Raw genomic sequence first — 22,808 nt, 5'->3', positions numbered from 1 at the left:
GGATGAAACCGCCGGCGCCGGTCAGGCCGAGCGGCGCGCCGGGACCGCGGCCAGCGTGGCTGCCGGCAGCCAGACGCGGCAGGTCGTGCCCTCGCCCTCGACACTGTCGATCAGCAGGCGGCCACGATGGCGCATCACGACATGCTTGACGATGGCAAGGCCGAGCCCGGTGCCGCCCACCGCGCGGGCGCGGCCCTTGTCCGCCCGGTAGAAGCGCTCGGTCAGGCGCGGCAGGTGCTCGCGGGCGATGCCCGGCCCGTCGTCGACGACCGATACGAGGACGCCGGGCTGGTTGAAATCGGCATCCGGCGTCGCGTGCGCCGTCATCACCACGGTTCCGCCGGCGGCGCCGTGCTTGAGCGCGCTGTATTTGACGGCATTGTCGATCAGGTTGCCGAAGACCAGGGTGAGCTGGCCGGAATCGCCGGGCAGGGCGGGCAGGTCGGCGGCGATGTCGAGCGTCAGGGTGGCGGACGCCTTTTCGAGAACCGGCTCCATGAAGCCGGCGACCTGGCGCAGCACCGGCCCGATCTCGATCTGTTCGGCGGGGGGCTGGTGCTCGGTCATCTCGATTCGCGACAGGCTGAGCAGGTCGGCGATGATCCGCTGCATCCGCTCCGCCTGTTCGGCCATGATGGCGAGGAAGCGCGGCAGGGCCTCGGCATCGCCCAGGGCGGGGCCGCGCAGGGTTTCGATGAAGCCGATCAGGCTGGTCAGCGGCGTGCGCAGCTCGTGGCTCGCATTGGCCACGAAATCGGCCCGCATCCGGTTCAGCTCGCGCTCGCGCGTGCGGTCGGCCAGCAGGATGTAGATCGGCGCGGCGCGGCCGGTATCGCCGCTACGTATGACGGTCGCGTCGAGGTCGCGCGGCACCGGTGTTGCGAGCGAGATGGTCGCGCGCACCGGCTGCTCGGCCAGCTCGACCTCCGCCAGCGCGGCGCGGAGCTGCGGATGGCGGAGCAGGGCGGATTCCTCGGCGCCATAGGCGCGGACCGCCGCGGGATTCCGCCAGACGATGCGCCGCGCGCCGGGCGGGCCGTCGAGCTGGAACAGCGCGTCGGGCAGGCGGTTGAGCAGCGAATGGCTGTAATTCGCATCGGCGGTGACGGCCTCGCGGGACTGGCGCTCGGCCGCGATCGTGTGGATGATGCGTTGGGCGAGATTGGTGAGCCCGGGCGTGATCAGCCGGAGTTCGGCGGGAGCCGAGGCGGCGAGCGCCTCGCTGAAGCGCCGCAGGTCGCGCGCGAGCACGACGCCGGCGGCGACCGACCAGACGGCGCAGCCGGCGAGCCAGCCGGCACCTTCCCAGGCGGGAATCGCGCCGGCCAGCATCAGCGCGACGAGTACCGCCGCGGGCGGGCCGCCGAGCCAGGCCGCGATCGTGGCGATCGGACGCCGCATGAGGGCCCCGTCAGGCGTTCGGCGGCGATGCCGGCGAGGGCAGCGTCTGCGGCGCCGGCGAGACGATCTTCGGTCCGCCGGGTTCGACGCGGAACACCGCGAGGCCGCGCTCCACATGTCCGTCCGGCAGCAGCCGCATCACGCCGTCGGTGCCGGCGAAGCCGGTCGGGTTGGTGAGGACCGCGGTGGTATAGCCGCCCTCATGCGCGGCCAGCACCGCGATCGCCGCGGCGTCGAACGCGACCTTGTCGATCGAGGGCGGCTTGCCGCCGCCATAGGTCGCCTCGAATTTCTGTTCGAAGGGAAGGCCGGCGGCGGGATCGGGCGCGGCATAGAGCGCGCCGCGCAGCGCATCGTGCGTGGCCATCGCCTTCGCCTTGCTGGCCCAGAGCGCCGGGCCGAGCAGCTGCACCTGCGGCGGGCCGGCCTCGTAATAGGGCAGGAAGGTCTGCAGTTCGGCCAGATCCTCGCCGGTCGCGCCGAGCAGGAGCGCATCGAAGGGGGGCGGCGGCACCGGCTCGGTGCGCAGCTTGTCGGCGAGGCGCCGGCCGGCCGCATTGTCCTGGTCGCGGGCGGCGCGGATCCGGGCCATCAGTCCGGCGCCGCGGCTGTCGAATTGCGAGATGCTGCGGGTCGTCGCGTTCAGGCTGGCAAAGGAGGCGGAGTAATAGCCGATGCGCGGCGGCGGCGTGCCGAGGCGCGCCGCGGTCTGGCGCAGGGCGGCGGCCATGAGCCGGCCGAACTGGCCTTCCGGCAGGATCGCGGCCGTGCGGGTGCGCCCGCTCTCGATCGCGTAGGACACGACCCGGCTGACCTGCTGGTCCGGCGAGATGCCCATCGGCCAGACGCCGGGTTGCGCGATGCTGTTGTCGTTGGTGAAGGCCAGGACATTGACGCCCGCGGCCTGGGCGATCGGCGCAACGGCCTGGGTCTCGCCCTTGGTGAGCGGGCCGAGGATGAGGCCGGCGCCATCATTGATCGCGGCATGCGCGGCGGCGGCGGCGCCCGAGGGCGTGCCGCCGGTATTCTCGATGTCGAGTCGCGGCGCGCCATGGGCGGAAAAGGCGAGCTTGACGGATTGCTCGATCGACCGGCCGATCCCGGCATAGGGCCCGCTGAGCGGCACCAGAAGCGCCACGGGGCCGTGCCGCTGGCCCAGATCGGGGCTGGTCATGCCCTGGGCCGTCCCCCCGACGTTCGAGACCGGGGGGGACGTCACGGTGCTGCATCCCGCCAGCGCCAGGGCCGCCAAGGTTGCCAATACCAGTGTCACAGGCGTTAATGTCCGGCGTGACATCCGAAACTCCTTCCTCATCATCCGACGCGCTCTCCCGCCGGCAACCCGATCTTGTGCTGGTTTCCACGCCAATCGGCAACCTCGGCGATCTGTCGCCGCGCGCGGTCGGGGCGCTGCGCGACGCCGACATGATATTGTGCGAGGATACAAGGGTTACAGCGCCCCTGCTGGCCCAGCACGGCATCGTCACGAAACTGCAGTCGTTCCACGATCATAACGAGGAATCGCGGACCGCGTCGCTGATCGCGATGATGCAGGACGGGCGGCGGCTGGCGCTGGTCAGCGATGCCGGCGCGCCGCTGATCGCCGATCCCGGATACCGTCTGGTGCGCGCCGCCATCGAGGCGGGGCTCGCGGTCAGCGCCGTGCCGGGGCCGAATGCCGCGCTCATGGCGCTGGCGCTGTCCGGCCTGCCGCCGCATCCCTTCCTGTTCAATGGCTTCCTGCCGCCGCGCGCGGCCGCTCGGCGCAGCGCGCTGCAGCGGGTGGTCGCCGCCGAGCATGCCGGGCTGTCGGCGACGCTGGTCTTCTACGAGGCGCCTCACCGGCTGGCCGCCTGCCTTGAGGACTGTCTGGCCGTGCTTGGCGACCGCCCCGCCGCCGTGGGGCGGGAGCTGACGAAGCGATTCGAGGAGGTGCGGCGCGGCGGGCTCGCGGCGCTCGCGGCGCATTACGCGGCCCATGAGGCGCGCGGCGAGATCACGCTGGTGATCGGGCCGGCGCCGCAGACGAGCGCTTCGGAGGAGGAGCTGGACGAGGCGCTCGGCGAGGCCCTCGCGCGGATGACGATCAGGGATGCCGCGGCCTTCGTGGCGCGGGAACTCGACCTGCCGCGCAAGCAGGTCTATGCGCGCGCGCTCAGCCTGAAGGCGGGCTCACCGTGAGCCGGAGCAGTTCCGGATGGAACAGGTAAGGTACCGCATACAGGATCGCGACACCCAGGTTCACGACGAGCAGCAGGGCGATCGCCTTCCACCAGTTGGTCTTGAGGCCGGTGCGCAGGATGAAGGCCTGCAGCCATAGCATGTAGGCCCCGATCATGCCGGCGGACATCGCGAGCGCGGCCGGCAGGCCGACGCCCATCGACACCAGCCCGTCATTGACCACCATGGCGGCCGGGATGAGCACGAAGATGATCCAGATCGACCAGTTGAGCGCCGTGCTGGTGGTCAGCCAGCGTTCCTGCCGGCCGAGCCGCCGCGCGGCGAACTCGACGATCACCGGCTGGAGCAGGACGCCGCAGAGGCGGGAGAGCATCAGCGACGCGGCATAGACCCAGTATCCGCGCAGGCCGAGCAGGGCGGCGCCGACCAGCGGAAACGCGATGAGGGGCGCGATCGATGCGGAAAACGCGGCCGGGGTGTTGCGGAATTCCCGGAACGCCTCGACCCGCCCGAGCGCCAGGCCGACCAGACCGCGCAGCGTGCCGAGGACCGAGGTGGCGAAACCGTCGTTGCCGTTCATCGGAACACGCGGTCCAGGATCCGGCCGTAGATTTCGGCCAGCGCGCGCAGCTCGCTCACCGGCACGGCCTCGTCCACCCGGTGCATCGAGGTGCCGACCAGGCCGAATTCGGCGACGGGGCAGTGCGCGGCGATGAAGCGGGCATCCGACGTGCCGCCGCCGGTGTCGAGCTTCGGCGTGATGCCGGTCACCGCCGCCACCGCCTCGCTGAACAGCGTGGTCACGGGGCCGGGTTCGGTCAGGAAGGCCTCGCCGCTGATGCCGATGTCGCAGGCGGCGCCGGGGGCGTGGCGGGCCACGGTATCGCGGATCCAGGCGGCGAGATCGGGGCCGGTGTGGCGGTCGTTGAAACGGATGTTCAGCCGGGCCGAGGCGCTCGCCGGGATCACGTTGCCGGCCTTGTTTCCGGTATCGACGCTGGTGATCTGCAGCGATGAGGGCTCGAACCACGCGGTTCCCTCGTCAAGCGTCGTGGCGCGCAGGGCTTCGAGTGCCGGAATCAGGCGATGGAGCGGGTTGTCGGCCAGATGGGGGTAGGCGACATGGCCTTGCACGCCGCGAACCGTCACATGCGCCGAAATCGAGCCGCGCCGGCCGATCTTGATCGTGTCGCCGAGCCGGGCGCGGCAGGTCGGCTCGCCGACCAGGCAGAATTCCGGCAGGGCACCGGAGGCGGCGAGATGGTCGAGAATGCGCCGGGTGCCGTCCACGGCATCGCCTTCCTCATCGCCGGTGATGAGGAGCGAGATCGTGCCTGCATGATTTGCCGGGCGGGCGGCGAGGGCGGCGACGAAGGCGGCGATGGCGCCCTTCATGTCGACCGCGCCGCGTCCGAACAGCAGGCCGTCCTCGATGACGGCCGCGAAGGGGTCGTGGCGCCACCCCTCGCCCGGCGGCACGACGTCGGTATGGCCGGCAAAGCCGAAATGCGGGCTGCCTGAGCCGCGGCGTGCGACGAGGTTGCTCACCTCGCCGAAGCGCAGCCATTCGATCGAGAAACCCAGGGCGTCCAGCGCCCTCGCGAGAACGGTCTGGGCGCCATCGTCCTCGGGGGTGACCGAGCGGCTGCGCAGCAGGTCCCGCGCGAGGGGAACGGGATCGGCCTCGGTCACGCCCGCAGCAACTCGTTGATCGCGGTCTTCGACCGTGTCTGGGCGTCGACCCGCTTGACGATCACGGCGCAGGCGAGGGACGGGCCCGGAGTTCCGTCCGGCAGCGGCTTGCCGGGCATGGTGCCCGGCACGACGACGGAATAGGCCGGCACGCGGCCATAGATCACTTCGCCGGTCGTCCGGTCGACGATTCGGGTGGAGGCGCCGAGGAACACGCCCATGGAGAGCACGGCGCCGCGCTCCACGATCACGCCTTCGGCAACTTCGGAGCGGGCGCCGATGAAGCAGTCGTCCTCGATGATCACGGGGTTGGCCTGCAGCGGCTCGAGCACGCCGCCGATTCCCACGCCGCCGCTGATGTGGCAGTTGCGGCCAACCTGCGCGCAGGAGCCCACCGTGGACCAGGTATCGATCATCGTGTCCTCGCCGACCCGGGCGCCGACATTGATGAAACAGGGCATCAGCACGGTATTGCGGCCGACATGCGCCGAATGGCGGACGACGGCGCCGGGCACCGCGCGGATGCCAGCGGCGGCGAAGCGCGCATCGTCCCAGTCGCCGAACTTCATCGGGACCTTGTCGAACACGGGCGCGCCGCCGGCGCCCGGCATGGTGCGGTTGGGCAGCAGGCGGAAGGACATGAGGATCGCCTGCTTGAGCCATTGATGGACGACCCAGCCGCCCGGGCCGGGCTCGGCAACCCTCAGTTCGCCCCGATCGAGACGGGCGAGCGCATCGCTGACGGCCTCCCGGTCGGATCCCTGATAGGCCGGACTGAGCTGGTCGCGGCGTTCCCAGGCGGCGGTGACGGCGGCGGCGAGTTGCGTGTGGTCCATCGGCAGGCGTTCCGTATCTTGTGTGGGCGCGACCATGCTGAGCAGGGTCGCGCCTGTCAATCCGGTGGTAATCCGTTGTTTACCTGATCCTGCGAAAACGCATCCATGACGAATCGGGCAGATTTTTCGACGGACTCGTATGCGAATGCCGGTTCGGCAGGCGGCGGAAATGCGGAGCGCTTCGACCGCCTGGTGCGCATGATCGAAAGCCTGGCCGGATTGCCGGATGCGGCGACCGCCGGCTCGGCCGCCTGCGCCCTGCTGGCAGCGGAATTCGCCGATTCGGGCGTCTGTATTGTCGCTCGTCCGGTCCCGCCGCTGACGGGAGCCGAGACCGTTCTGGCCGATTACCCCTACGGCATCGGCCTTGCCGACATGCCGGGGGGCGAATCGATCACCATTCCGGTCGATCTCGGCAACGTGACGGCCGGACGATCGGTCAGCGCCGCGCTCCTGGCATGGCGCAGCCCGGGAGACAGGCGGTTCACCGCAGCGGAAACGGAACTTCTGACCGCGATCGGCCCGCATCTGCGCACGCTCGTCGTGCGCCTGCTCGATGTCGCCGGTGGTGGCAAGCGTAATGCGCTCGACCCCGAAACGGGCTTGTGGCCGTTGCCGAGTTTTCTTGCGCAGGCCGATCGGCGGTTTGACCGGCTCGATATCGAGGAGCGGGTTGGCACCATGTTCGCCATTGGCTGGGTAAAGTCGGGCGGCGCGACGGGCTCCGAGGCGTCTTCGGCGGTCATTCGCGAATCGGCGGAAACGCTGCGTGACATGCTGCGGCCGAGCGACCTGATCGGCCGGATCGGGCCGACCCGGCTTGCCGCCTGGTGTGACGGCGTCGATCACCTGATTGCGGCCGAGCGTGGCGACCGGATCGTGGCAAGGCTTGATGCGATGCTGGCCGGCACCGGCCGTCATGCGGCCATCGGCATCGCGTCGCGCTGGGCGCGTTCGGGCGACGATCCAGCCACCGTGCTTGCCAATGCCCGCGCCGGACTTGAACAGGCACGGCTCACTTCGGCGGCGACAGGCCGGCCAGTGGTGCGGATTTGGCAATCCGAAATTTCCTAGTGTCCCAAATCTGAAATCCATCGGATTTCAAATTCAAAGTAGACGCTAGGAAAATCAATGATTTAGTAGCCTGCTTGTCCCTGAAATTCACCCACGAATTTCAGGGGCAGGACGCTGGAGCATCATCTCCGTCAGCGGGTGGTCGGCGGGGCGCTGGCTTTTTTCGATGTTCGAGCGAGATAGCGCGCGATGTTGGCGCGCTGTTTGGCGAAGGTCCGGGCAAATACATGGCCTCCCTTGCCTGTCGCGACGAAGAACAGCGCGTCGGTGTCGGCGGGGTGAAGCACGGCGCGGATCGCTGCGAGACCCGGCGCGCAGATCGGCCCCGGCGGCAGGCCGTGGTGGCGATAGGTATTGTAAGGACTCGCGGTCGATAAATCGTGGTCGTCGACGCGGTGGGTGAGGGCGGTCGACCGGCCATGGGTGACGGCGAAGATCACTGTCGGGTCGGCCTGGAGCATCATGCCCTTGCCCAGCCGGTTCTCGTAGACCCCGGCGATTTTTGGCAGTTCCGCGGGAAGCGGCGTCTCCAGTTGCACGATCGAGGCGAGAATGAGCGCCTGCCGCGGGGATTGCAGCGGCAGGCCCTGGGCGCGCGATGCCCAGGCTTTCGCCAGCGCGGTTCGCATCGCCGTCTGCATGCGGGCAATGATGGCGGCTCGCCTTGTGCCGTAGGTATAATCATAGGTCTGCGGCAGCACGCTGCCCTCGGGCGGCGGTGCCACGTGGCCGGTGGCGTCCGGCAGGGCGTTGATGATGTCGGCGATCTGCACCGAAGTCAGACCTTCGGGGATGGTTGCCTTGTGTTCCACTTCCGGCGCGAAGCGCAGCGTGCGCAGCACCGAACGCAGGCTGCCATGATCGATGAAACGGAATTCGCCGGAGCGGATCGGCCCTTGCCGGCTGGTGAGGAACGCCGCCACCTCGAAGATCAGGGGTGTGCGGATAACCTTCTTCCGCGCCAGCAGCCCGGCGACCTGCCTTGTGCTGCCGGGCGGGATGTAGATGTCGGCGGAGGCCGGGAGCGGGCCCGGGCCATCATAGGCCTGGTCGACGGCCATGCGGCCCAGCTGCAGCAGCACCAGAACGGTGAGCAGCAGGAGGATGAGGCGCCCGCTTCCCCGCATGCCCGCCGGGGCCAGGCTCAGCCTGGCTTGCGGAACAGGATCGAGGCGTTGGTGCCGCCGAAGCCGAAGCTGTTGGACAACACGATATCGATCTTGCGCTGCTGGGCGGTATGGGCGACGCGGTCGATCACGCTGGCGCGGCTCGGCTCGTCGAGATTGAGGGTTGGCGGGGCGATGCCGTCGCGCAGGGCGAGGATCGAGAAGATCGCCTCCACCGCGCCGGCGGCGCCGAGCAGGTGGCCGGTCGCCGATTTGGTCGAGGACATCGCCACGGTCTTCGCTGCGTCGCCGAACAGGTTTTCCACGGCTTCGAGTTCGAGGTCGTCGCCCATCGGGGTCGAGGTGCCGTGCGCGTTGATGTAGTCGACATCCGCCGGCGTGAGGCCGCCGGATTTCAACGCCGCTTTCATCGCACGGAAGGCGCCGTCGTGATGCGGTGCGGGGGCGGTGATGTGGTGCGCGTCGCCGGACATGCCGTAGCCCGCGATCTCGGCGTAGATTTTCGCGCCGCGCCTCTTGGCGTGCTCGTATTCCTCGAGGAACAGCACGCCAGCGCCTTCGCCCATGACGAACCCGTCGCGGTCCTTGTCCCACGGGCGGGAGGCGGCCTTCGGATTGTCGTTGAACGCGGTGGACAGGGCGCGTGAGGCGCAGAACCCGGCGATGCCGATTTCGCAGACGGCCCCTTCGGCGCCGCCGGCGAGCATAATGTCGGCATCGCCAAAGGCGATGAGCCGCGCGGCATCGCCGACAGCGTGAACGCCCGTGGCGCAGGCGGTGACCGCGGAATGGTTCGGTCCCTTGAGCCCGAACCGGATCGAGACGTGCCCCGACACGAGATTCACCAGGGCGGACGGAATGAAGAAGGGCGAAAGCCGGCGGGCCCGGCCCTCATGCACCATGACGGACGCTTCGTAGATGGTCTGCAGGCCGCCGATGCCGGAGCCGATCATCACGCCGGCGGCGCAACGCTCTTCTTCGGTCTCAGGTGTCCAGCCCGAATCCTCCATTGCCTCGACGGCCGCGGCCATGCCGAGATGGATGAAGCGGTCCATCTTCTTCTGTTCCTTGGGCGGAACCCACTCATTGAGGTCGAATCCGCCATCCGCCCGCGATCCCGCGGGCAGTTCGCCCGCGACCTTGCAGGGCAGCTCCGCCGGGTCGAACCCGGTTATCGGACCGATGCCCGATTCGCCGGCGACCAGACGCCGCCAGACATGCTCGACCCCGACCCCGAGCGGGCTCGCGATCCCCATGCCTGTCACCACGACCCGACGCATGTTCATGTCCCGTCCGCTACCCGACTTATTCGGCTTTCTTTTTCTCGATATAGTCGATGGCGTCCTTCACGGTGCCGATCTTTTCGGCGGCGTCCTCGGGGATTTCCACGCCGAAGGCTTCCTCGAAGGCCATCACCAGTTCGACGGTGTCGAGGCTGTCCGCGCCCAGATCGTCGATGAAGGAGGCTTCCGGGGTCACCTTGGCTTCGTCCACGCCGAGATGCTCGACGACGATCTTCTTAACTTTTTCGGCGACTTCACTCATCGAATTCGTGCTCCTGTAGCGATTATCGATCGTTGGGCGGTTTGAACCGGCGGCGTCGACCATCCCGCCACCGGTCGAATGGATAGCATGCGTTGATCATGCCGCACGAGGCTGGCGTCATGATCGCTGCGAAAGTCCGGCGCGCTTAGCATGGTTCGCCCGGTCGCGCCAACCGCGGCTCAGATCATGGCCATGCCGCCATTCACGTGCAGCACCGCGCCGGTGACCCAGGCGGCCGCGTCGGAGGCGAGATAGGCGACGGAGGCTGCGATATCCTCCGGCTTGCCGAGGCGGCCGAGCGGGATCTTGTCCGCAAGCGAGGCACGCTGCGCCTCGTTCAGGGCATCGGTCATCGCCGTCTCGACGAAGCCGGGGGCGACGAGATTGACCGTGATGTTGCGCGAGGCGACTTCCTGCGCCATCGCTTTGGTCATGCCGATCAGGCCGGCCTTGGCGGCGGCGTAGTTCACCTGGCCCGGGTTGCCGGTGCTGCCGACGATGCTGCCGATATTGATGATCCGCCCGCTGCGGCGGCGCATCATCCCCTTCATGACGGCACGGGAGAGGCGGAACGGCGCGGCAAGGTCGACGTCCATCACGCTGGCCCATGCCTCGTCCGACATGCGCAGCAGAAGGCCGTCGCGGGTCAGGCCGGCATTGTTCACCAGGATGTCGATGTGGCCGAGAGCCGATTCGGCCGCGGCGATCAGCGCATCGGCGGCCTTCGGGTCGGACAGGTCGGCCGGGCAGACATGGGCGCGTTCGCCGAGTTCGGCGGCGAGCGCCGTGAGGTTTGCCTCGCGGGTGCCGGAGAGGGCGACGGCCGCGCCGAGGCCGTGCAGCGTGCGCGCAATCGCGGCGCCGATGCCGCCGGAGGCGCCGGTGACCAGCGCCGTGCGGCCTTCGAGCGAAAAGAGTTCAGCCGACATGCTTCGCCAACTCCTCGAGTTCGGCAGGTGTGCCGCAGGACAATGCTTCGGCGTCCGGCGCGATGCGCCGCGCGAGGCCGGAAAGCACCTTGCCCGCGCCGAGTTCGATGAAGCGGGTAACGCCGAGCGCGGTCATGGTGGCCACCGATTCGCGCCAGCGCACGGGTGCCGTCACCTGCTCGACGAGCTTGGCCACGATGTCCGCCGGGTCGGTCGCCTTGGCCGCGGTCACGTTGGCGATCAGCGGCACGACCGGGGCATTGACCGCAACACCCGCGAGCGCCTCGCGCATCGCCTCGGCCGCGGGGGCCATCAGCGCGCAATGGAAGGGGGCGGAGACCGGCAGTTTCAGGGCGCGCTTGACGCCGCGGCCACGGGCGATCTCGATCGCCCGGTCAACGGCGGTGGCGGTGCCGGAAATCACGACCTGGCCGCCGCCGTTGTCGTTGGCGACGGAGACGACCTCGTGTCCGTCCGGACCTTCGGCGGCCTCGGTGCAGATCGATTCGGCGGCGTCGAGCTCGACGCCGAGCAGCGCGGCCATCGCCCCCAGGCCGGGCGGCACGGCCTTCTGCATCGCGTTGCCGCGGATCCTGAGCAGGCGGGCGGCATCGGCCAGGGCGAAGGTGCCGGCGGCGGCGAGCGCCGAATATTCGCCGAGCGAATGGCCGGCGACCACAGCCGCGCGGTCGGCAATGCGGATCCCGGCTTCCTTCTCGAGGCAGCGCAGCACCGCGATCGACATCGCCATCAGCGCCGGCTGGGCATTCTCGGTGAGGGTCAGTTCCTCGGCCGGTCCCTCGAACATCAGGCGGGAGAGTTTCTGCTTGAGAACCTCGTCCACTTCCTCGAACACCTCGCGCGCCGGCGCGAAGGCGGCCGCGAGGTCGCGCCCCATGCCCACGACCTGGCTGCCCTGTCCTGGAAAGATGAAGGCGTTTACCGCCATGCTCCGTTTCTCCTGTCGTGTCGGCGACGTGGCCGGCGGCGTTCCGCCCGTCCGGGCGGTCCCGTGTTTACATGCGCTGACGGAGGCGCGGGGTAGATGCAGCGCGCGCGCAAGTCAATCTTTCGTCAACCTCCCGGTATCCATTTGTTCAGAAATGCCGCTCGAACACCCGGATCACGTCGCCCGGCTCGATCAGGGCGGAGACCGGCGCGCGATATTCGCGGGGGGTGCCGCCGGTCACCCGGATCACGCCCACTTCCGATTCCGCCGCCCGATAGGTGAACCCGCCGGCAAGGGAGACGGCGGCCAGCACCGTCATGCCCGGTTCGAACGCATACTGGTCGGGCTTGTTCACCTCGCCGAGGATCGAGAACGGGCGATAGGCCTTCACCTCCACCGCCACGGCCGGATGGCGCAGGATGCCCTTCGCCACCAGCGCGCGCGCGATGGCGCGGCGCAGCGCCGCCGTGGTCCGGCCGGCGGCGCGCACCGGGCCGAGCAGCGGCAGGTCGATCATGCCGGAGGCGTCGACGAGGTAGGTTGCCGTGAGCTGCTTCTGGCCGAACACGACAACGCGCAGACGGTCGCCTGTGCCGAGCCGATAGCCTCCGGGCGGGGCGGGCGGCAGGGGCGGCAGGCCGCTCCAGGCCGCGCAGCCGGACAACAAAGCCGGTGCGGCGAGCGCGGACACGGCCGTGGCGAGCAGATGGCGACGTGTTTCGCGGCGGAATTTCGGCATCACATGCAACCCTCGCCAGAAAATAGGCAAAATATACAACTTAAAATTGACTTAATTTCGTGTCGCAGACAGAATGCACAGGCAAGGGTTGGCTTTGCAAACCGGGCGGGTTTCCGGTGAACAGGAATCGGTTCTGAAATGGACACCGCGGCAAAAGCGCGAGACCGGGTCAGGCAGATCGGGGGGGCAGCCGATCCGATCGATGCATTGCGCGCCGTTCGCCGCCATTGGCGCCTTGCCGTGCTGGTCGCGCTTGGCCTGCCATTGCTGTCGCTCGGCGCGCTTTCGCGCATGCGGCCGGTATACACGGCGACCGGAACGCTTCTCTACAATCCAGTCGATTTCAACCCGAAGTTGCTACGCGGCGTGGTCGAGACGCGGCAGGTGACCGATGCGCTGATGGCCAGCCAGGCCGCCATTCTGAAAAGCCCGGCCGTGGTGGCGCGAGTCATCGACGGGCTCGATCTGCGCGCGAGCCCGGAATTCGACCCCGCGCGGCAGCGTCCCTCCCTGTTGCGGCGCTGGCTCGGCAGCGCCGGCCCGCCGCTTCCGGTTGCGCCGGACGCGTTGCGCGACGCCGTCACCGCCCGGTTTCACATCGACGTCCCGGCCGGTTCCCAGTTGATCAACGTATCCTTCACCGCCCACGATCCGGCGCTGGCCGCACGGGCGGCGAACGCCGCCATGGCCGCCTATCTCGCCAGGGAACGCCGCGAAAGTCTCGCGGTGCTCGATCGTGCTCAGGCCTGGCTCGGCCAGCGGGCAAAGGCGACGGCGCATCGGCTCGAGGCTCTGGATGTCGCGATCGCGCGCGAACGGGCGCGCAGCGGCACGGTGCGCGGCGCGGGCGCGGCGCCGCTGACGAACGAGGAGGCGGGGCAGCTGACCGGCAGCCTTGCGGCCGCGCGGGCCGACCTTGCGGCCGCGCGGGCGCGTCTTGCGGCGTTGAATGGCGGCAGCGAGGCCGAAGCCGCGGCCGCCGTTGCGCCGGAGATCGCGCCGATGCGCGCGAGAGAGGCGGAACTGGCCGCGAAACTGCGCGCGCTCGGCAGCACCGAAGGGCCAAACTATCCCGATATCCGCGCGACGAAGCGCGCCCTCGCCGCATTGCGCGGCCAGATCGCGGCGGAGACGGGGCGGTTGATCACGGCAGACAGGATGCGCGCCGCCGCCGCGGCGGCGCGGGTGAAAAGTCTGAAAGCGGAACTCGCCGCCGTGCGCGACCGGGCGGCGGCGCAGTCGGTCCGGGCGGCGCCGCTGGCCCGCCTCGAGGAAGAGCGCACGGCCGAAAGCGACCTGCTGCGCGCGCAGACCGAGCAGATCGGCACGCTCGAGAGCCATAGCGCGCTGACCCGGCCCGATGCGCGGATCATCGCCGCGGCCACCCGCCCGCTGCAGCCGAGCGGCCCGCGCAGCGCGGCGATCCTCTCCGGCGCGGTCCTGCTCGGGCTCTGCCTTGGCGTGCTGGCCGCTCTGCTGGCGGATTCGCTGAACGGAAGTTTCCGTTCCGGCGGGCAGGTCCGCGAGGCGCTGGAATTGCCCTGCATGGCATTGCTGCCCGAGGTCGGGCGGCGTGAGCGTCGCGGCCTGTCCGTGCCCGACTATGCGCGCCGTTATCCGTTTTCCGCCTTTGCCGAGCAGATCCGCGCGCTGCGAACCGGCCTCTGGCTTGCTCCCGGCGCCCCGCGCAGCCTGGCCGTCACGGCGGCGCGGCCGGGCGAGGGCAAGACGACGCTGGCGGTCAGCCTCGCCCTGTCGGTTGCGGCGAGCGGGGCGCGGGTTCTCGTGATCGACTGCGACATCCGGCAGCCGAGTTTCGACATGATCTTCGGGCTCGGCGGTCTGCCCGGACTGACCGACCACCTCGCCGGGCGAGCGACCCTGGAGGCCGCGATTCATCGACCGGGGCTGGAGGAGGGGGGAAGCCTGCCAGACGTGATGCCCGCCGGGGCCGTGGCGACCGAGGCGCTGGCTCTCTTCATGTCCGACCGGCTGGGCCGGTTGATGGCGGAACTGCACGGGCGCTACGATCTCGTGGTTCTCGATCTGCCGCCGGTCTTCGCCCTGGCGGAGGCGCAGCTGCTCGCGCGCGCGGCGGCCGCCACGCTGCTGTGCATCCGCTGGGGCCAGACCCCGCGGCGCACCGTGGCCGCGGCGCTCGCGCTGCTGGACCAGGGCGGGTTGCGGCTCGCCGGCGCCGCGCTCACGCGGGTCGACGGTCCGCGCCACGCGAGATCGGGCTTCCCCGACTCGGAACTCTATCATCCGCGCTATGGCGGCTATTTCCGTCTCTGAGGTCGCCGTGCGCGCAAGGCGCCGCCCGGTGCCTGGCGCCGACGCCATGATGATTGGTGTCGCGGCGGCACTGATCCTGTGGCCCGCCCTCGTGAACGGATACCCGCTCATCTTTTCGGATACCGGGACCTACATCTCGCAGATGATGGAGCGGCATCTCGGCTGGGATCGGCCGCCGTTCTATAGCCTGCTCGTTCTCGCCGCCGGGCTTGGGCGATCGCTCTGGCCCGTGATCGCCGGGCAGGGGCTGCTTGCGGCGGCGCTGATCCGGGCGACGCACAGGCTGCTGGCCCCCGGGGCGGGATGGCCGGATAGCGCGCTGCTGCTGGTGATGCTGGCTGCCGGGTCTTCGCTGAGCTGGACCGCGGCGCAGGTGATGCCGGACATCTTCACGCCGTTGATGGTGCTGGCCTTCGCGATCCTGGTTCTTGCGCCGCAAGGGGCGGCAGGCCTCATCGTCCCGGCCATGGTGATCGGTCTGGCGATTCTCGTGCATCTGAGCAACATGCCGATCTATGCGGGACTCTGCCTTTGCGTGCTGCCGCTGCGCGCGTTGCGGCAGCGGGTCCGCTGGCGGCCTCTGCTGCTGCCGTTCCTGCTCGGCATCGCCGGGCTGACCGCCGTGAACGCGATTGCGCGCGGCCGCATTTCGCCCTCGCCCTATGGCGGGACATTTCTGCTCGCCCGCCTGATCGAGAACGGTCCCGCGCGGACGACACTCGCGCATGACTGTCCGAAGGCGGGTTGGGCACTTTGCGCCTATCGTGGCGATCTGCCGCGCACGGCCGATGGGTTCCTCTGGCGGGCGGATAGCCCGCTCTACCGCGCGGGAGGGCCGCGCCGGCTGATCGACCAGACCGATGCGATCGTGCGCCGGACCATCGTCGAGCATCCGGCCGCCGTCCTGGGCGCGGCGATACGGGATTTCGGCCTGCAACTCGTGATCTTTTCGCCGGGCAGTGGCCTGCGTCCCTGGTATGCGACGGCGTGGCAGACGATCCGCCGCGATCTGCCGCAGACGGCCTACGCGGCCTATCTCGCCAGCCGGCAGGCGCGCGGGCGGATGGCGGTGCCGCCCCTGCTTGCGGCATTCGTGCAGGCGCTCGCGGTCGGCGGGATGGGGCTGACCTGTGGCTTCGCGCTCTACGCGGCGGCGGCGCGGCGTCTCAGGCCCGAAGCGGCGTCACTCGGGCTGTTCTGCAGGATCGTCGTCCTGGCGCTCGCGGGTAATGCCGCGGTCACGGGCGCGCTATCGGGCCCGCATGCGCGGTACCAGAGTCGAATGGTGTGGCTGACGGTTCTGGCCGGATGGCTGGTGCTGCGCCAGATTCAGGCCGGATGCCGGTCGCGCCCGACCAGCAACACGACATAAAGTCGGAGGCGCCCGAAGCCGAGGCGGCGGCGCCAGTCGATCATGTGGGTCAGGCGGTGGCGCATGCCGAAATGCAGCTCGATCGCCCGAAGCTGCGCGTCGGAAAAACTCGCCGCGAGGTCGTGCGGCAGCGCATCGAGGAACCGGCCGAGCGGGGCCGAGCGTTCTGGTGCCGGCATGGCCGCATCACTCGGTCATCCGGTCGAGCACGGGAACGGAGCGCAACACCGCCCGCTTCAGCACCACCGGGCCGAGCAGGCCGGCGCTCATCAGCACCGCGGCGAAGGGGAGGAAATGCGTGCCGTTCCAGCCCGTGGCGAGCAGCAGCAGGCCTTTGGCGAGGCCGATGAAGATCGTGTTGAACAGGTAGATCATCAGGGAATACCGTCCGAGCGTTGCCAGTGTCCGGGCGGAGGATAGGCACGGAAATCTTACCAGGGCGTGAAGTGCGGGCATCGCCGTGAGGCCGAGCGTGACCAGGCGCAGATTGAACGGCAGCACGTTGCCGTCGAGCGCGACGAAGGCGAAGCCGGTCACGAAGGCAGCGATCAGCGGCCAGCGCCAGCGGTCGATCCAGCCGGTCCAGCGGTCGCCGAGGGCTCCTGCCGCGAGGCCGGCGCCGAAGAACAGCGCGTAGCGGCCTGTCTCGGCCAGGTAGAGATGCCAGGGCAGGGGGATGAACTGGAACGCGGCGAAGATGCAGATCACCGGCCAGAGGCGGCCGCGGCAGGCGGCGAGAAGCAGCGGCGTTGCCACACTGAGCAGGAAGAGCACCGCGAGGTACCACAGCGAGTAGGCCGGGCTGGCGAGCGGATGCCAGATCGTGTCCGCCAGTCCGCCGAGCAGGCCTTGCGGGGGGTTGTCAACATGGATGAAACGGGCGGCGGCGAGTTTTCCGGCGGTGATCGCGAATGCCATGACGGCGAAGGGGATCAGCAGGCGCCGCGCCCGCGCGCGGATCAGCCCCGGCCATCCCGCCGGCGGCGTTCCGGCATGGCCGGCCAGCCAGGTGACGAGCCCGCTGAGGTAGAAGAAGAACGGCATGTGGAAGCCATAGACCGCCCGGCGCAGCGCCGGATACCAGAGCACATGCGCCGGGTCTTGCCGGGCGACGATATGGCCGAAGACGACCAGCGAGATGGCGAGACCCTTGGCGCGGTCGATATCCGCCCGTCGGTTCACGGCAGGGCTGGATGCACGATGTGCCCCTCGCCCAGCGCGCCGCGCAGGAAACCGCGGGCGTAGGCGGCCTTGCAGCGCAGACCGATCTGGCCGGTGCTCGCCGGCGGCCAGAGGCCGAACGGGGCGAGCAGCAGCGCGTGCAGCGCGAGGCGCGCGGCCCGCGCGAGGCGTGGCTCGCCGAGGGCGCCCAGCATCACCGCCTCGGATACGCCGGACCAGTATTGCCGGCGGACCAGCCAGGCGGGGTTGAGGCGCGAGCGGTCGATCTCGTGATGCACCACGAGGTCCGGCGTGAAGCGCACCTTCAGCCCGCCCCGGCGGAGACGGCGGATGATGTAGGTTTCCTCGTTCGAGATCATCAGCCCGGCGCGCCGGCCGAGACAGGTGGGAAACCCGCCGAAACGGGCGAGAACATCGCGCCGGAAGGCGATGTTGGCGCCATAGGGATCGATGTCGGCGACCCCCGGCTCGCTCGGCCGCACCTGGTCGATGATGGTCAGCACGGCGCGCAGCGAGGGCGGCCACCAGCATGGCAACTGAGCCTGCCATTGCGGCAGGATCGGGCCGCCGGTCGCGGCCAGTTCCGGGTCCGCCGCGACGGTGCGCAGCAGCACGGCGCACCAGTCCCTGGCAGGGGTGGCGTCGTCATCGAGATAGGCGATCCACCTGCCCCGCGCGGCCGCGAGGGCGGCGTTGCGCGCCTCGCTCAGTCCGGGTGCGGGCAACCGGACATGCGTGGCGCCGTGGCGGGCGGCGGCGGCGCGGATCAGCTCTGCCTCGCGCGGTGCCGAACCGGAGTCGATGACGAGCGTCTCGACCCCCTCGGGCGCGGGTGAAAGCGCCGCGAGGCAGCGTTCGGTCTCGCGGCCGCGGTTATGGGTGCAGATCGCAACGCTGAGGCGTATCGGGTCTATGGCGGCGTCTTGCATGAGTGCCCCTGTTTTTTGCACGACACACAATTAAAGGTTGTGTATACCTGAGCGCAAATGACCGCTGATTGCAATTGATTTGATAGATTTTCCGGCCCTCCTGCGGTGCATTCTTTTTGCATTGCCCGCGCTTGTCGCGGCCGGGGGGGGCGCGCGGGGGGATTCGCTGGGCAGTTTCCTGCCGATGGCGATCCCGGGTTTCGGCGTCGCGCCGGGGGTTTCTGCGCGCTCCCGCCTGCATTCGGGCGATTTTCCGGTCCCCCTTGCGCCGCTCGCGAGCGCCGGACTTGAGGTGTTTCCCCGTCTCGCGGTCGATGCCGGGCTCGATACTGCGCCCGGCGCCGGCCAGGGGATCACGGCGATGGGCATGGTGCGGCCGGAAGTGCGGCTGGCCGACCCCGAACTGGGCCTTGCCGGATTCGCGAATGCCGAGCTGGACCGCTATGCCCGCGATCCCGCCGCCAATGCCAACCGGGTGACGGCGGCGCTCGGCCTCGCCCTGCCGTTCGGGCCGGACCGGATCACGCTCGGTGCCGCCCATGTCAGCACAGCGCAGACGGCGCTGGGACTCGCCGCCAATGGCGGGGCGGCGCCGCTCGACGTGACGACGGATGCCGGTCGGATCGGCCTGAGGCTCGGCTTCGGCGCCTTCGACGCCACGGCGCGGGTCCGGTTCGGACGCGACCGTGTGGCCGCCGGCGGCGCGGGGCCGGCCGGCTTCGGCAGCCGCGCCATCACGCGCGGGCAAGTCGCGCTGGAAACGGCGGATGGCGCGCCACTGCGGGAACTCCTCCTGCTGCGGGCCGGCGCGACCCGGTATGCAGGGGCGCTGCCTGGCAGCGGCTTTGCCGACAGTTCGAGCCTTGCCGTGCTGGCCGGCGGGGTGACCGGCGCGCGGGCGCTGTGGCGCCTGCGCGTGGTCGGCGGCGCCGAGTGGATCCGCTATGCGGAAGGGGGACCGGCGTCCGGCATTGCCGTGGTTGGCGACCTGGCGCTGCAATGGACGCCGGATCCGCTGATCGCCGTCGATCTCGATCTGTCGCGCCGAGCGGGAGCGGATGGCGGGTTCGGCGTGCCGGGCAGCATCCTGACGACCGAGCGGCTCGGCCTTGCCGAATCCTATGCGCGCGACCTGCTGTTCACCGTCGATGTCGCCGCGCGGCAGGGGCGGGTTTCCGGCCATGCGGCGACCGAGGCCGACGTGACGGCCGGCGCGCTGTGGCGGCTGTCCCGCGCCGTCTCGTTCAGGCCGTCGGCCAGTTTCGCCTTGCGGCACGACCTGCCCGGCTCGGCGCCGCACGAGGCGCGGCTGATGCTATCACTGGTCTGGACGCCATGAGGGGGCGGAGCTTCGCGCCGTTCGGCATTCGTTTCGATCGCCTCGGGCCGGAGGCGGCGCTCGGCTTCGTGCTGCGCTGGGACCGGCGCCGGCCGTTCGGCTATGTCGTGACGCCGAATGTCGATCATCTCGGTCGGTTGCGGCGGGGCGGAGACTTGCGAACGGCTTATGACGATGCCGCGCTGTGTCTGCTGGATTCGCGGGTTGCGGCGGGTCTCGCGCGGATCTGCGGCGTTGTGCCGCCGCCGGTGGTGACCGGGGCGGACCTGCTGGCGGCGGTGATGCCGGCGCTGGAGATGCGCGGCGCGAGGGTGGCGGTCGTCGGCCTCGATGCCGCGGCGATGGACGCCTTCGCCGCATGCTATCCGGGCGTCGATTTCACCCATGCCGAACCGGCCCGCGGGTTCGAGCATGACGAGGCGGCCCTCGGCGCGGTGGTGGACTTCATCGAGCGCGCGCGGGCGGATTGCACGATCCTCGCCGTGGGATCGCCGCGGCAGGAGGTGCTGGCGCAGGCGGTGCGGCGGCGCGGACGCGCCCTGGGCATCGGGCTGTGCGTCGGCGCGGCGCCGCTGTTTCTGTCCGGGGTGCTGCGCCGCGCGCCGGCGCCGTTGCGGGCGGCGGGGCTGGAATGGGCATGGCGCCTGATGCGCGAGCCGGCGCGCCTGGCACGGCGCTATCTGATCGACGGACCGCCGGTTCTGCTGGCGCTGGCGCGGGAGTTTCGCCGCCCCGCCTTGCCGGGGGCAGGCAGTTGCGCGATAGACAGGAGCATAATCAACGGGATGGAGGCGCAATGTTCAGGCAGACTGACGCATGACGGCGTTCCGCTCGTCGCTCGATCCGCGCAGCGCCGCGTTTCGGGCGAATCAGGAGGCGATGCGCAGCCTGGTCGAGGATCTGCGCGCCAGGGTGGATGACATCCGCGCCGGCGGCGGTGAAGCGGCGCGGGAGCGGCATGTCGCGCGGGGGAAGCTGCTGCCGCGTGACCGGATCCGCACGCTGATCGACCCGGCATCGCCCTTCCTCGAATTCTCCCAGCTCGCCGGGTACGGCATGTATGACGAGCCGGTGCCGGCCGGCGGCATCATCACCGGGATCGGCCGGGTGTCGGGGCGGGAATGCGTGATCGTCGCCAACGACGCCACGGTGAAGGGCGGCACCTATTTCCCGATCACGGTCAAGAAGCACCTGCGCGCCCAGGCGATCGCGGCGCAGAACCGGCTGCCCTGCCTCTATCTCGTCGATTCCGGCGGCGCCAACCTGCCCAACCAGGACGAGGTCTTCCCCGACCGCGAGCATTTCGGCCGCATCTTCTACAATCAGGCGCAGATGTCTGCGGCGGGGATTCCGCAGATCGCGGTGGTGATGGGCTCCTGCACGGCGGGCGGCGCCTATGTGCCGGCGATGGCCGATGAGAGCATCATCGTCCGCGAGCAGGGGACGATTTTTCTCGGCGGCCCGCCGCTGGTGAAGGCGGCGACCGGCGAGGTGGTCACCGCCGAGGCGCTGGGCGGGGCCGACGTGCATACGAGGGTCTCCGGTGTGGCCGATCATTTCGCAGAGTCGGACGCGCATGCCCTCGGCATTGCCCGGCGGATCGTCGGCGGGCTGAACACCCGCAAGCCGGCGCAGATGGACTTGCTCCCGCCACGCCCGCCGGTGGGGGCGCCGGATGCGATCTATGGCGCCGTGCCGGCCGATCCGCGCACGCCCTATGACGTGCGCGAGGTGATCCGGCTTATCGTCGATGCCGGCGAATTCGACGAGTTCAAGGCGCGCTACGGCACGACGCTGGTGACCGCCTTCGCCCGCATCTGGGGCTATCCGGTCGGCATCGTCGCGAATAACGGCGTGCTGTTCTCCGAATCGGCGCTCAAGGGCGCGCATTTCATCGAGCTCTGCGCGCAGCGGGGGATTCCGCTGGTGTTCCTGCAGAACATCACCGGCTTCATGGTCGGGCGGAAATACGAATCCGGCGGCATCGCCAGGGACGGCGCAAAGCTGGTGACGGCGGTGGCCACCGCGAACGTGCCGAAATTCACCGTGATCATCGGCGGCTCGTTCGGGGCCGGGAATTACGGCATGTGCGGCCGGGCCTACGATCCGCGCTTCCTGTGGATGTGGCCGAACGCGCGGATCTCGGTGATGGGCGGGACGCAGGCGGCGTCGGTGCTGGCGACGCTCCGGCGCGACAATATCGAGGCGCGGGGCGGCGCATGGTCGGCGGCGGAGGAGCAGGCGTTCCGGGCGCCGATCGAGGCGCAGTACGAGCATCAGGGGCATCCTTATTACGCCAGCGCCCGGCTGTGGGACGATGGGGTGATCGACCCGGCGGATACGCGGATGGTGCTGGCGCTCGGGCTCTCGGCGAGCCTGAACGCGCCGATCGAGCCGACGCGGTTCGGCCTGTTCAGGATGTGAGGCGATGAGCGAACCGGTTGAATTTTCCCTGGCCGAAGACGGCACCGCGACGATCTCGATGAACCGCCCCGCGCTGCACAACGCGTTCGACGAGGGGATGATCGCGGCGCTGACCGCCGCCTGCCTGCGGGCGGGCGAGGATCCGCGCGTCCGCCGCGTGGTGCTGGAGGGGCGGGGGAAGAGTTTTTCCGCGGGCGCCGATCTCAACTGGATGCGTCGCAGCGCGGCTTACACGGCCGAGCAGAACCACGCGGACGCGCTGGGGCTGGGCCGGCTGATGCGGACGCTGAACGACCTGCCGAAGCCGGTGATCGGGCTGGTGCAGGGGGCGGCCTTCGGCGGCGGCGCCGGGCTTGCGGCGTGCTGCGACATCGTGATCGCCGCGGAGGATGCGAAATTCTGCTTCTCCGAGGTCCGGCTCGGCCTGATCCCGGCGGTGATCAGCCCCTATGTCGTCGCCGCGATCGGGCCGCACCAGGCGCGGCGGTATTTTTGCTCCGCCGAGGTGATCCCCGCGCCGGAGGCGATGCGGATCGGACTCGCGCATATCGTGGCGCCGCGCGACGGGCTGGCGGCGGCGCGGGATGCGATGATCGCGACCCTCGCCCAGGGCGGGCCCGAGGCGCAGGCGGATGCGAAGGCGCTGGTCGGCGATGTCGCGGGCCGGGATATCGATGATGCGCTGGTGAACATGACGGCGCGGCGCATCGCCGATCGCCGCGCGAGCGCCGAGGCGCAGGAAGGCCTGGCCGCGTTTCTGGAGAAACGCGCGCCGTCCTGGCGGGCGGGGTGAG

General features: G+C 69.9%; 22 protein-coding genes. 8 read left to right on the top strand and 14 right to left on the bottom strand.

Annotation, left to right across the window (positions count from 1 at the left end; all coding sequences use genetic code 11):
• Positions 1 to 21 precede the first annotated feature (21 nt).
• Together ACRY_RS10095 and ACRY_RS10090 are read right to left on the bottom strand one after the other, a co-directional pair.
• Complete coding sequence (locus ACRY_RS10095; RefSeq protein WP_011942314.1) at positions 22 to 1,401, bottom strand: sensor histidine kinase; 1,380 nt, start codon at positions 1,399 to 1,401, stop codon at positions 22 to 24.
• Positions 1,402 to 1,411: 10 nt separating this feature from the next.
• On the bottom strand, positions 1,412 to 2,620 hold the full coding sequence (locus ACRY_RS10090; RefSeq protein WP_011942313.1) for a penicillin-binding protein activator: 1,209 nt from the start codon (positions 2,618 to 2,620) through the stop codon (positions 1,412 to 1,414).
• A 62-nt stretch (positions 2,621 to 2,682) separates the two neighbouring features.
• On the opposite strand from ACRY_RS10090, the gene rsmI reads away from it, so the two are divergent.
• Positions 2,683 to 3,582: a 16S rRNA (cytidine(1402)-2'-O)-methyltransferase gene (gene rsmI / locus ACRY_RS10085; protein WP_011942312.1), complete on the top strand. Its 900-nt coding sequence runs from the start codon at positions 2,683 to 2,685 to the stop codon at positions 3,580 to 3,582.
• Here the strand turns inward: rsmI and ACRY_RS10080 are convergent.
• Genes ACRY_RS10080 through dapD form a run of 3 tightly spaced genes read right to left on the bottom strand, consistent with a single transcriptional unit; the run spans position 3,557 to position 6,110 of the window.
• Positions 3,557 to 4,162, bottom strand: coding sequence for a hypothetical protein (locus ACRY_RS10080; RefSeq protein WP_011942311.1), 606 nt, complete (start codon positions 4,160 to 4,162; stop codon positions 3,557 to 3,559). The genes rsmI and ACRY_RS10080 overlap by 26 nt on opposite strands.
• On the bottom strand, positions 4,159 to 5,274 hold the full coding sequence (gene dapE, locus ACRY_RS10075) for a succinyl-diaminopimelate desuccinylase (RefSeq protein ID WP_011942310.1): 1,116 nt from the start codon (positions 5,272 to 5,274) through the stop codon (positions 4,159 to 4,161). Before dapE ends, ACRY_RS10080 begins: the two co-directional genes overlap by 4 nt.
• On the bottom strand, positions 5,271 to 6,110 hold the full coding sequence (gene dapD / locus ACRY_RS10070) for a 2,3,4,5-tetrahydropyridine-2,6-dicarboxylate N-succinyltransferase (protein WP_043509151.1): 840 nt from the start codon (positions 6,108 to 6,110) through the stop codon (positions 5,271 to 5,273). The genes dapE and dapD overlap by 4 nt, the downstream gene beginning before the upstream one ends.
• A 105-nt stretch (positions 6,111 to 6,215) precedes the next feature.
• Here dapD and ACRY_RS10065 point away from each other — a divergent pair, with 105 nt between their 5' ends.
• Complete coding sequence (locus tag ACRY_RS10065; protein WP_035185896.1) at positions 6,216 to 7,184, top strand: diguanylate cyclase domain-containing protein; 969 nt, start codon at positions 6,216 to 6,218, stop codon at positions 7,182 to 7,184.
• Positions 7,185 to 7,315: 131 nt separating this feature from the next.
• On the opposite strand, the gene mltG is transcribed toward ACRY_RS10065, so the two are convergent.
• The 6 genes from mltG to ACRY_RS10035 all read right to left on the bottom strand — a co-directional run bounded on the left by mltG (position 7,316) and on the right by ACRY_RS10035 (position 12,473).
• Positions 7,316 to 8,311, bottom strand: a complete 996-nt coding sequence (mltG, locus tag ACRY_RS10060; protein ID WP_011942308.1) for an endolytic transglycosylase MltG — start codon at positions 8,309 to 8,311, stop codon at positions 7,316 to 7,318.
• A gap of 17 nt (positions 8,312 to 8,328) precedes the next feature.
• Positions 8,329 to 9,597, bottom strand: coding sequence for a beta-ketoacyl-ACP synthase II (fabF, locus tag ACRY_RS10055; protein WP_011942307.1), 1,269 nt, complete (start codon positions 9,595 to 9,597; stop codon positions 8,329 to 8,331).
• A gap of 19 nt (positions 9,598 to 9,616) precedes the next feature.
• Positions 9,617 to 9,856 carry an acyl carrier protein gene (locus ACRY_RS10050; RefSeq protein WP_007422686.1) on the bottom strand — a complete coding sequence of 80 codons (240 nt, stop codon included), beginning with the start codon at positions 9,854 to 9,856 and terminating at the stop codon, positions 9,617 to 9,619.
• A gap of 179 nt (positions 9,857 to 10,035) precedes the next feature.
• Complete coding sequence (gene fabG / locus ACRY_RS10045; protein ID WP_007422685.1) at positions 10,036 to 10,785, bottom strand: 3-oxoacyl-[acyl-carrier-protein] reductase; 750 nt, start codon at positions 10,783 to 10,785, stop codon at positions 10,036 to 10,038.
• The gene (gene fabD, locus ACRY_RS10040) at positions 10,775 to 11,734 is read right to left on the bottom strand and encodes an ACP S-malonyltransferase (RefSeq protein ID WP_007422684.1); all 960 of its coding nucleotides are present in this window, start codon (positions 11,732 to 11,734) and stop codon (positions 10,775 to 10,777) included. Before fabD ends, fabG begins: the two co-directional genes overlap by 11 nt.
• Before the next feature lie 148 nt (positions 11,735 to 11,882).
• Positions 11,883 to 12,473 (bottom strand): polysaccharide biosynthesis/export family protein, encoded by a 591-nt coding sequence (locus ACRY_RS10035; protein WP_007422683.1) that lies wholly within the window; start codon positions 12,471 to 12,473, stop codon positions 11,883 to 11,885.
• A gap of 138 nt (positions 12,474 to 12,611) precedes the next feature.
• Between ACRY_RS10035 and ACRY_RS10030 the strand changes: the two genes are divergently transcribed.
• Positions 12,612 to 14,768 carry a GumC family protein gene (locus ACRY_RS10030; RefSeq protein ID WP_011942306.1) on the top strand — a complete coding sequence of 719 codons (2,157 nt, stop codon included), beginning with the start codon at positions 12,612 to 12,614 and terminating at the stop codon, positions 14,766 to 14,768.
• 46 nt (positions 14,769 to 14,814) lie between these two features.
• The gene (locus tag ACRY_RS10025) at positions 14,815 to 16,140 is read left to right on the top strand and encodes a hypothetical protein (RefSeq protein ID WP_231295401.1); all 1,326 of its coding nucleotides are present in this window, start codon (positions 14,815 to 14,817) and stop codon (positions 16,138 to 16,140) included.
• Here ACRY_RS10025 and ACRY_RS10020 read toward each other — a convergent pair.
• The 3 genes from ACRY_RS10020 to ACRY_RS10010 are packed head-to-tail and all read right to left on the bottom strand — an operon-like array spanning position 16,098 to position 18,251.
• Positions 16,098 to 16,319 (bottom strand): hypothetical protein, encoded by a 222-nt coding sequence (locus ACRY_RS10020; protein WP_011942304.1) that lies wholly within the window; start codon positions 16,317 to 16,319, stop codon positions 16,098 to 16,100. The genes ACRY_RS10025 and ACRY_RS10020 overlap by 43 nt on opposite strands.
• Before the next feature lie 7 nt (positions 16,320 to 16,326).
• Positions 16,327 to 17,322, bottom strand: coding sequence for an acyltransferase family protein (locus tag ACRY_RS10015; RefSeq protein ID WP_011942303.1), 996 nt, complete (start codon positions 17,320 to 17,322; stop codon positions 16,327 to 16,329).
• Positions 17,319 to 18,251: a glycosyltransferase family 2 protein gene (locus ACRY_RS10010; RefSeq protein WP_007423500.1), complete on the bottom strand. Its 933-nt coding sequence runs from the start codon at positions 18,249 to 18,251 to the stop codon at positions 17,319 to 17,321. Before ACRY_RS10010 ends, ACRY_RS10015 begins: the two co-directional genes overlap by 4 nt.
• Positions 18,252 to 18,435: 184 nt before the next feature.
• Here ACRY_RS10010 and ACRY_RS10005 point away from each other — a divergent pair, with 184 nt between their 5' ends.
• From ACRY_RS10005 to ACRY_RS09990, 4 genes are read left to right on the top strand one after another with little or no spacing between them, the layout of a single operon-like run.
• Positions 18,436 to 19,590 carry an outer membrane beta-barrel protein gene (locus ACRY_RS10005; RefSeq protein ID WP_231295400.1) on the top strand — a complete coding sequence of 385 codons (1,155 nt, stop codon included), beginning with the start codon at positions 18,436 to 18,438 and terminating at the stop codon, positions 19,588 to 19,590.
• A complete protein-coding gene (locus tag ACRY_RS10000) occupies positions 19,587 to 20,510 on the top strand; it encodes a WecB/TagA/CpsF family glycosyltransferase (RefSeq protein WP_011942301.1) in 924 nt (307 codons plus the stop codon). The genes ACRY_RS10005 and ACRY_RS10000 overlap by 4 nt, the downstream gene beginning before the upstream one ends.
• A complete protein-coding gene (locus ACRY_RS09995) occupies positions 20,407 to 22,014 on the top strand; it encodes a carboxyl transferase domain-containing protein (RefSeq protein ID WP_011942300.1) in 1,608 nt (535 codons plus the stop codon). The genes ACRY_RS10000 and ACRY_RS09995 overlap by 104 nt, the downstream gene beginning before the upstream one ends.
• A 4-nt stretch (positions 22,015 to 22,018) precedes the next feature.
• Positions 22,019 to 22,807 (top strand): enoyl-CoA hydratase-related protein, encoded by a 789-nt coding sequence (locus ACRY_RS09990; protein WP_007423496.1) that lies wholly within the window; start codon positions 22,019 to 22,021, stop codon positions 22,805 to 22,807.
• Position 22,808 lies beyond the last annotated feature (1 nt).

Source organism: Acidiphilium cryptum JF-5, from assembly GCF_000016725.1.
In the GTDB taxonomy this organism is placed as follows: domain Bacteria; phylum Pseudomonadota; class Alphaproteobacteria; order Acetobacterales; family Acetobacteraceae; genus Acidiphilium; species Acidiphilium multivorum.
The sequence above is the reverse complement of the archived record's forward strand: the minus strand, read 5'-3'. Positions and strand labels throughout refer to the sequence as shown.

Excerpts from the sequence above, each read along its gene's own strand:
- ACRY_RS10095 (WP_011942314.1), bottom strand. The coding sequence starts at position 1,401 with ATGCGGCGTCCGATCGCCACGATCGCGGCCTGGCTCGGCGGCCCGCCC.
- rsmI (WP_011942312.1), top strand. The coding sequence starts at position 2,683 with ATGTCCGGCGTGACATCCGAAACTCCTTCCTCATCATCCGACGCGCTC.
- ACRY_RS10080 (WP_011942311.1), bottom strand. The coding sequence starts at position 4,162 with ATGAACGGCAACGACGGTTTCGCCACCTCGGTCCTCGGCACGCTGCGC.
- dapD (WP_043509151.1), bottom strand. The coding sequence starts at position 6,110 with ATGGACCACACGCAACTCGCCGCCGCCGTCACCGCCGCCTGGGAACGC.
- ACRY_RS10065 (WP_035185896.1), top strand. The coding sequence starts at position 6,216 with ATGACGAATCGGGCAGATTTTTCGACGGACTCGTATGCGAATGCCGGT.
- mltG (WP_011942308.1), bottom strand. The coding sequence starts at position 8,311 with ATGCGGGGAAGCGGGCGCCTCATCCTCCTGCTGCTCACCGTTCTGGTG.
- fabF (WP_011942307.1), bottom strand. The coding sequence starts at position 9,597 with ATGAACATGCGTCGGGTCGTGGTGACAGGCATGGGGATCGCGAGCCCG.
- ACRY_RS10050 (WP_007422686.1), bottom strand. The coding sequence starts at position 9,856 with ATGAGTGAAGTCGCCGAAAAAGTTAAGAAGATCGTCGTCGAGCATCTC.
- fabG (WP_007422685.1), bottom strand. The coding sequence starts at position 10,785 with ATGTCGGCTGAACTCTTTTCGCTCGAAGGCCGCACGGCGCTGGTCACC.
- fabD (WP_007422684.1), bottom strand. The coding sequence starts at position 11,734 with ATGGCGGTAAACGCCTTCATCTTTCCAGGACAGGGCAGCCAGGTCGTG.
- ACRY_RS10035 (WP_007422683.1), bottom strand. The coding sequence starts at position 12,473 with ATGCCGAAATTCCGCCGCGAAACACGTCGCCATCTGCTCGCCACGGCC.
- ACRY_RS10030 (WP_011942306.1), top strand. The coding sequence starts at position 12,612 with ATGGACACCGCGGCAAAAGCGCGAGACCGGGTCAGGCAGATCGGGGGG.
- ACRY_RS10025 (WP_231295401.1), top strand. The coding sequence starts at position 14,815 with ATGATGATTGGTGTCGCGGCGGCACTGATCCTGTGGCCCGCCCTCGTG.
- ACRY_RS10020 (WP_011942304.1), bottom strand. The coding sequence starts at position 16,319 with ATGCCGGCACCAGAACGCTCGGCCCCGCTCGGCCGGTTCCTCGATGCG.
- ACRY_RS10010 (WP_007423500.1), bottom strand. The coding sequence starts at position 18,251 with ATGCAAGACGCCGCCATAGACCCGATACGCCTCAGCGTTGCGATCTGC.
- ACRY_RS10005 (WP_231295400.1), top strand. The coding sequence starts at position 18,436 with ATGGCGATCCCGGGTTTCGGCGTCGCGCCGGGGGTTTCTGCGCGCTCC.
- ACRY_RS10000 (WP_011942301.1), top strand. The coding sequence starts at position 19,587 with ATGAGGGGGCGGAGCTTCGCGCCGTTCGGCATTCGTTTCGATCGCCTC.
- ACRY_RS09995 (WP_011942300.1), top strand. The coding sequence starts at position 20,407 with ATGACGGCGTTCCGCTCGTCGCTCGATCCGCGCAGCGCCGCGTTTCGG.
- ACRY_RS09990 (WP_007423496.1), top strand. The coding sequence starts at position 22,019 with ATGAGCGAACCGGTTGAATTTTCCCTGGCCGAAGACGGCACCGCGACG.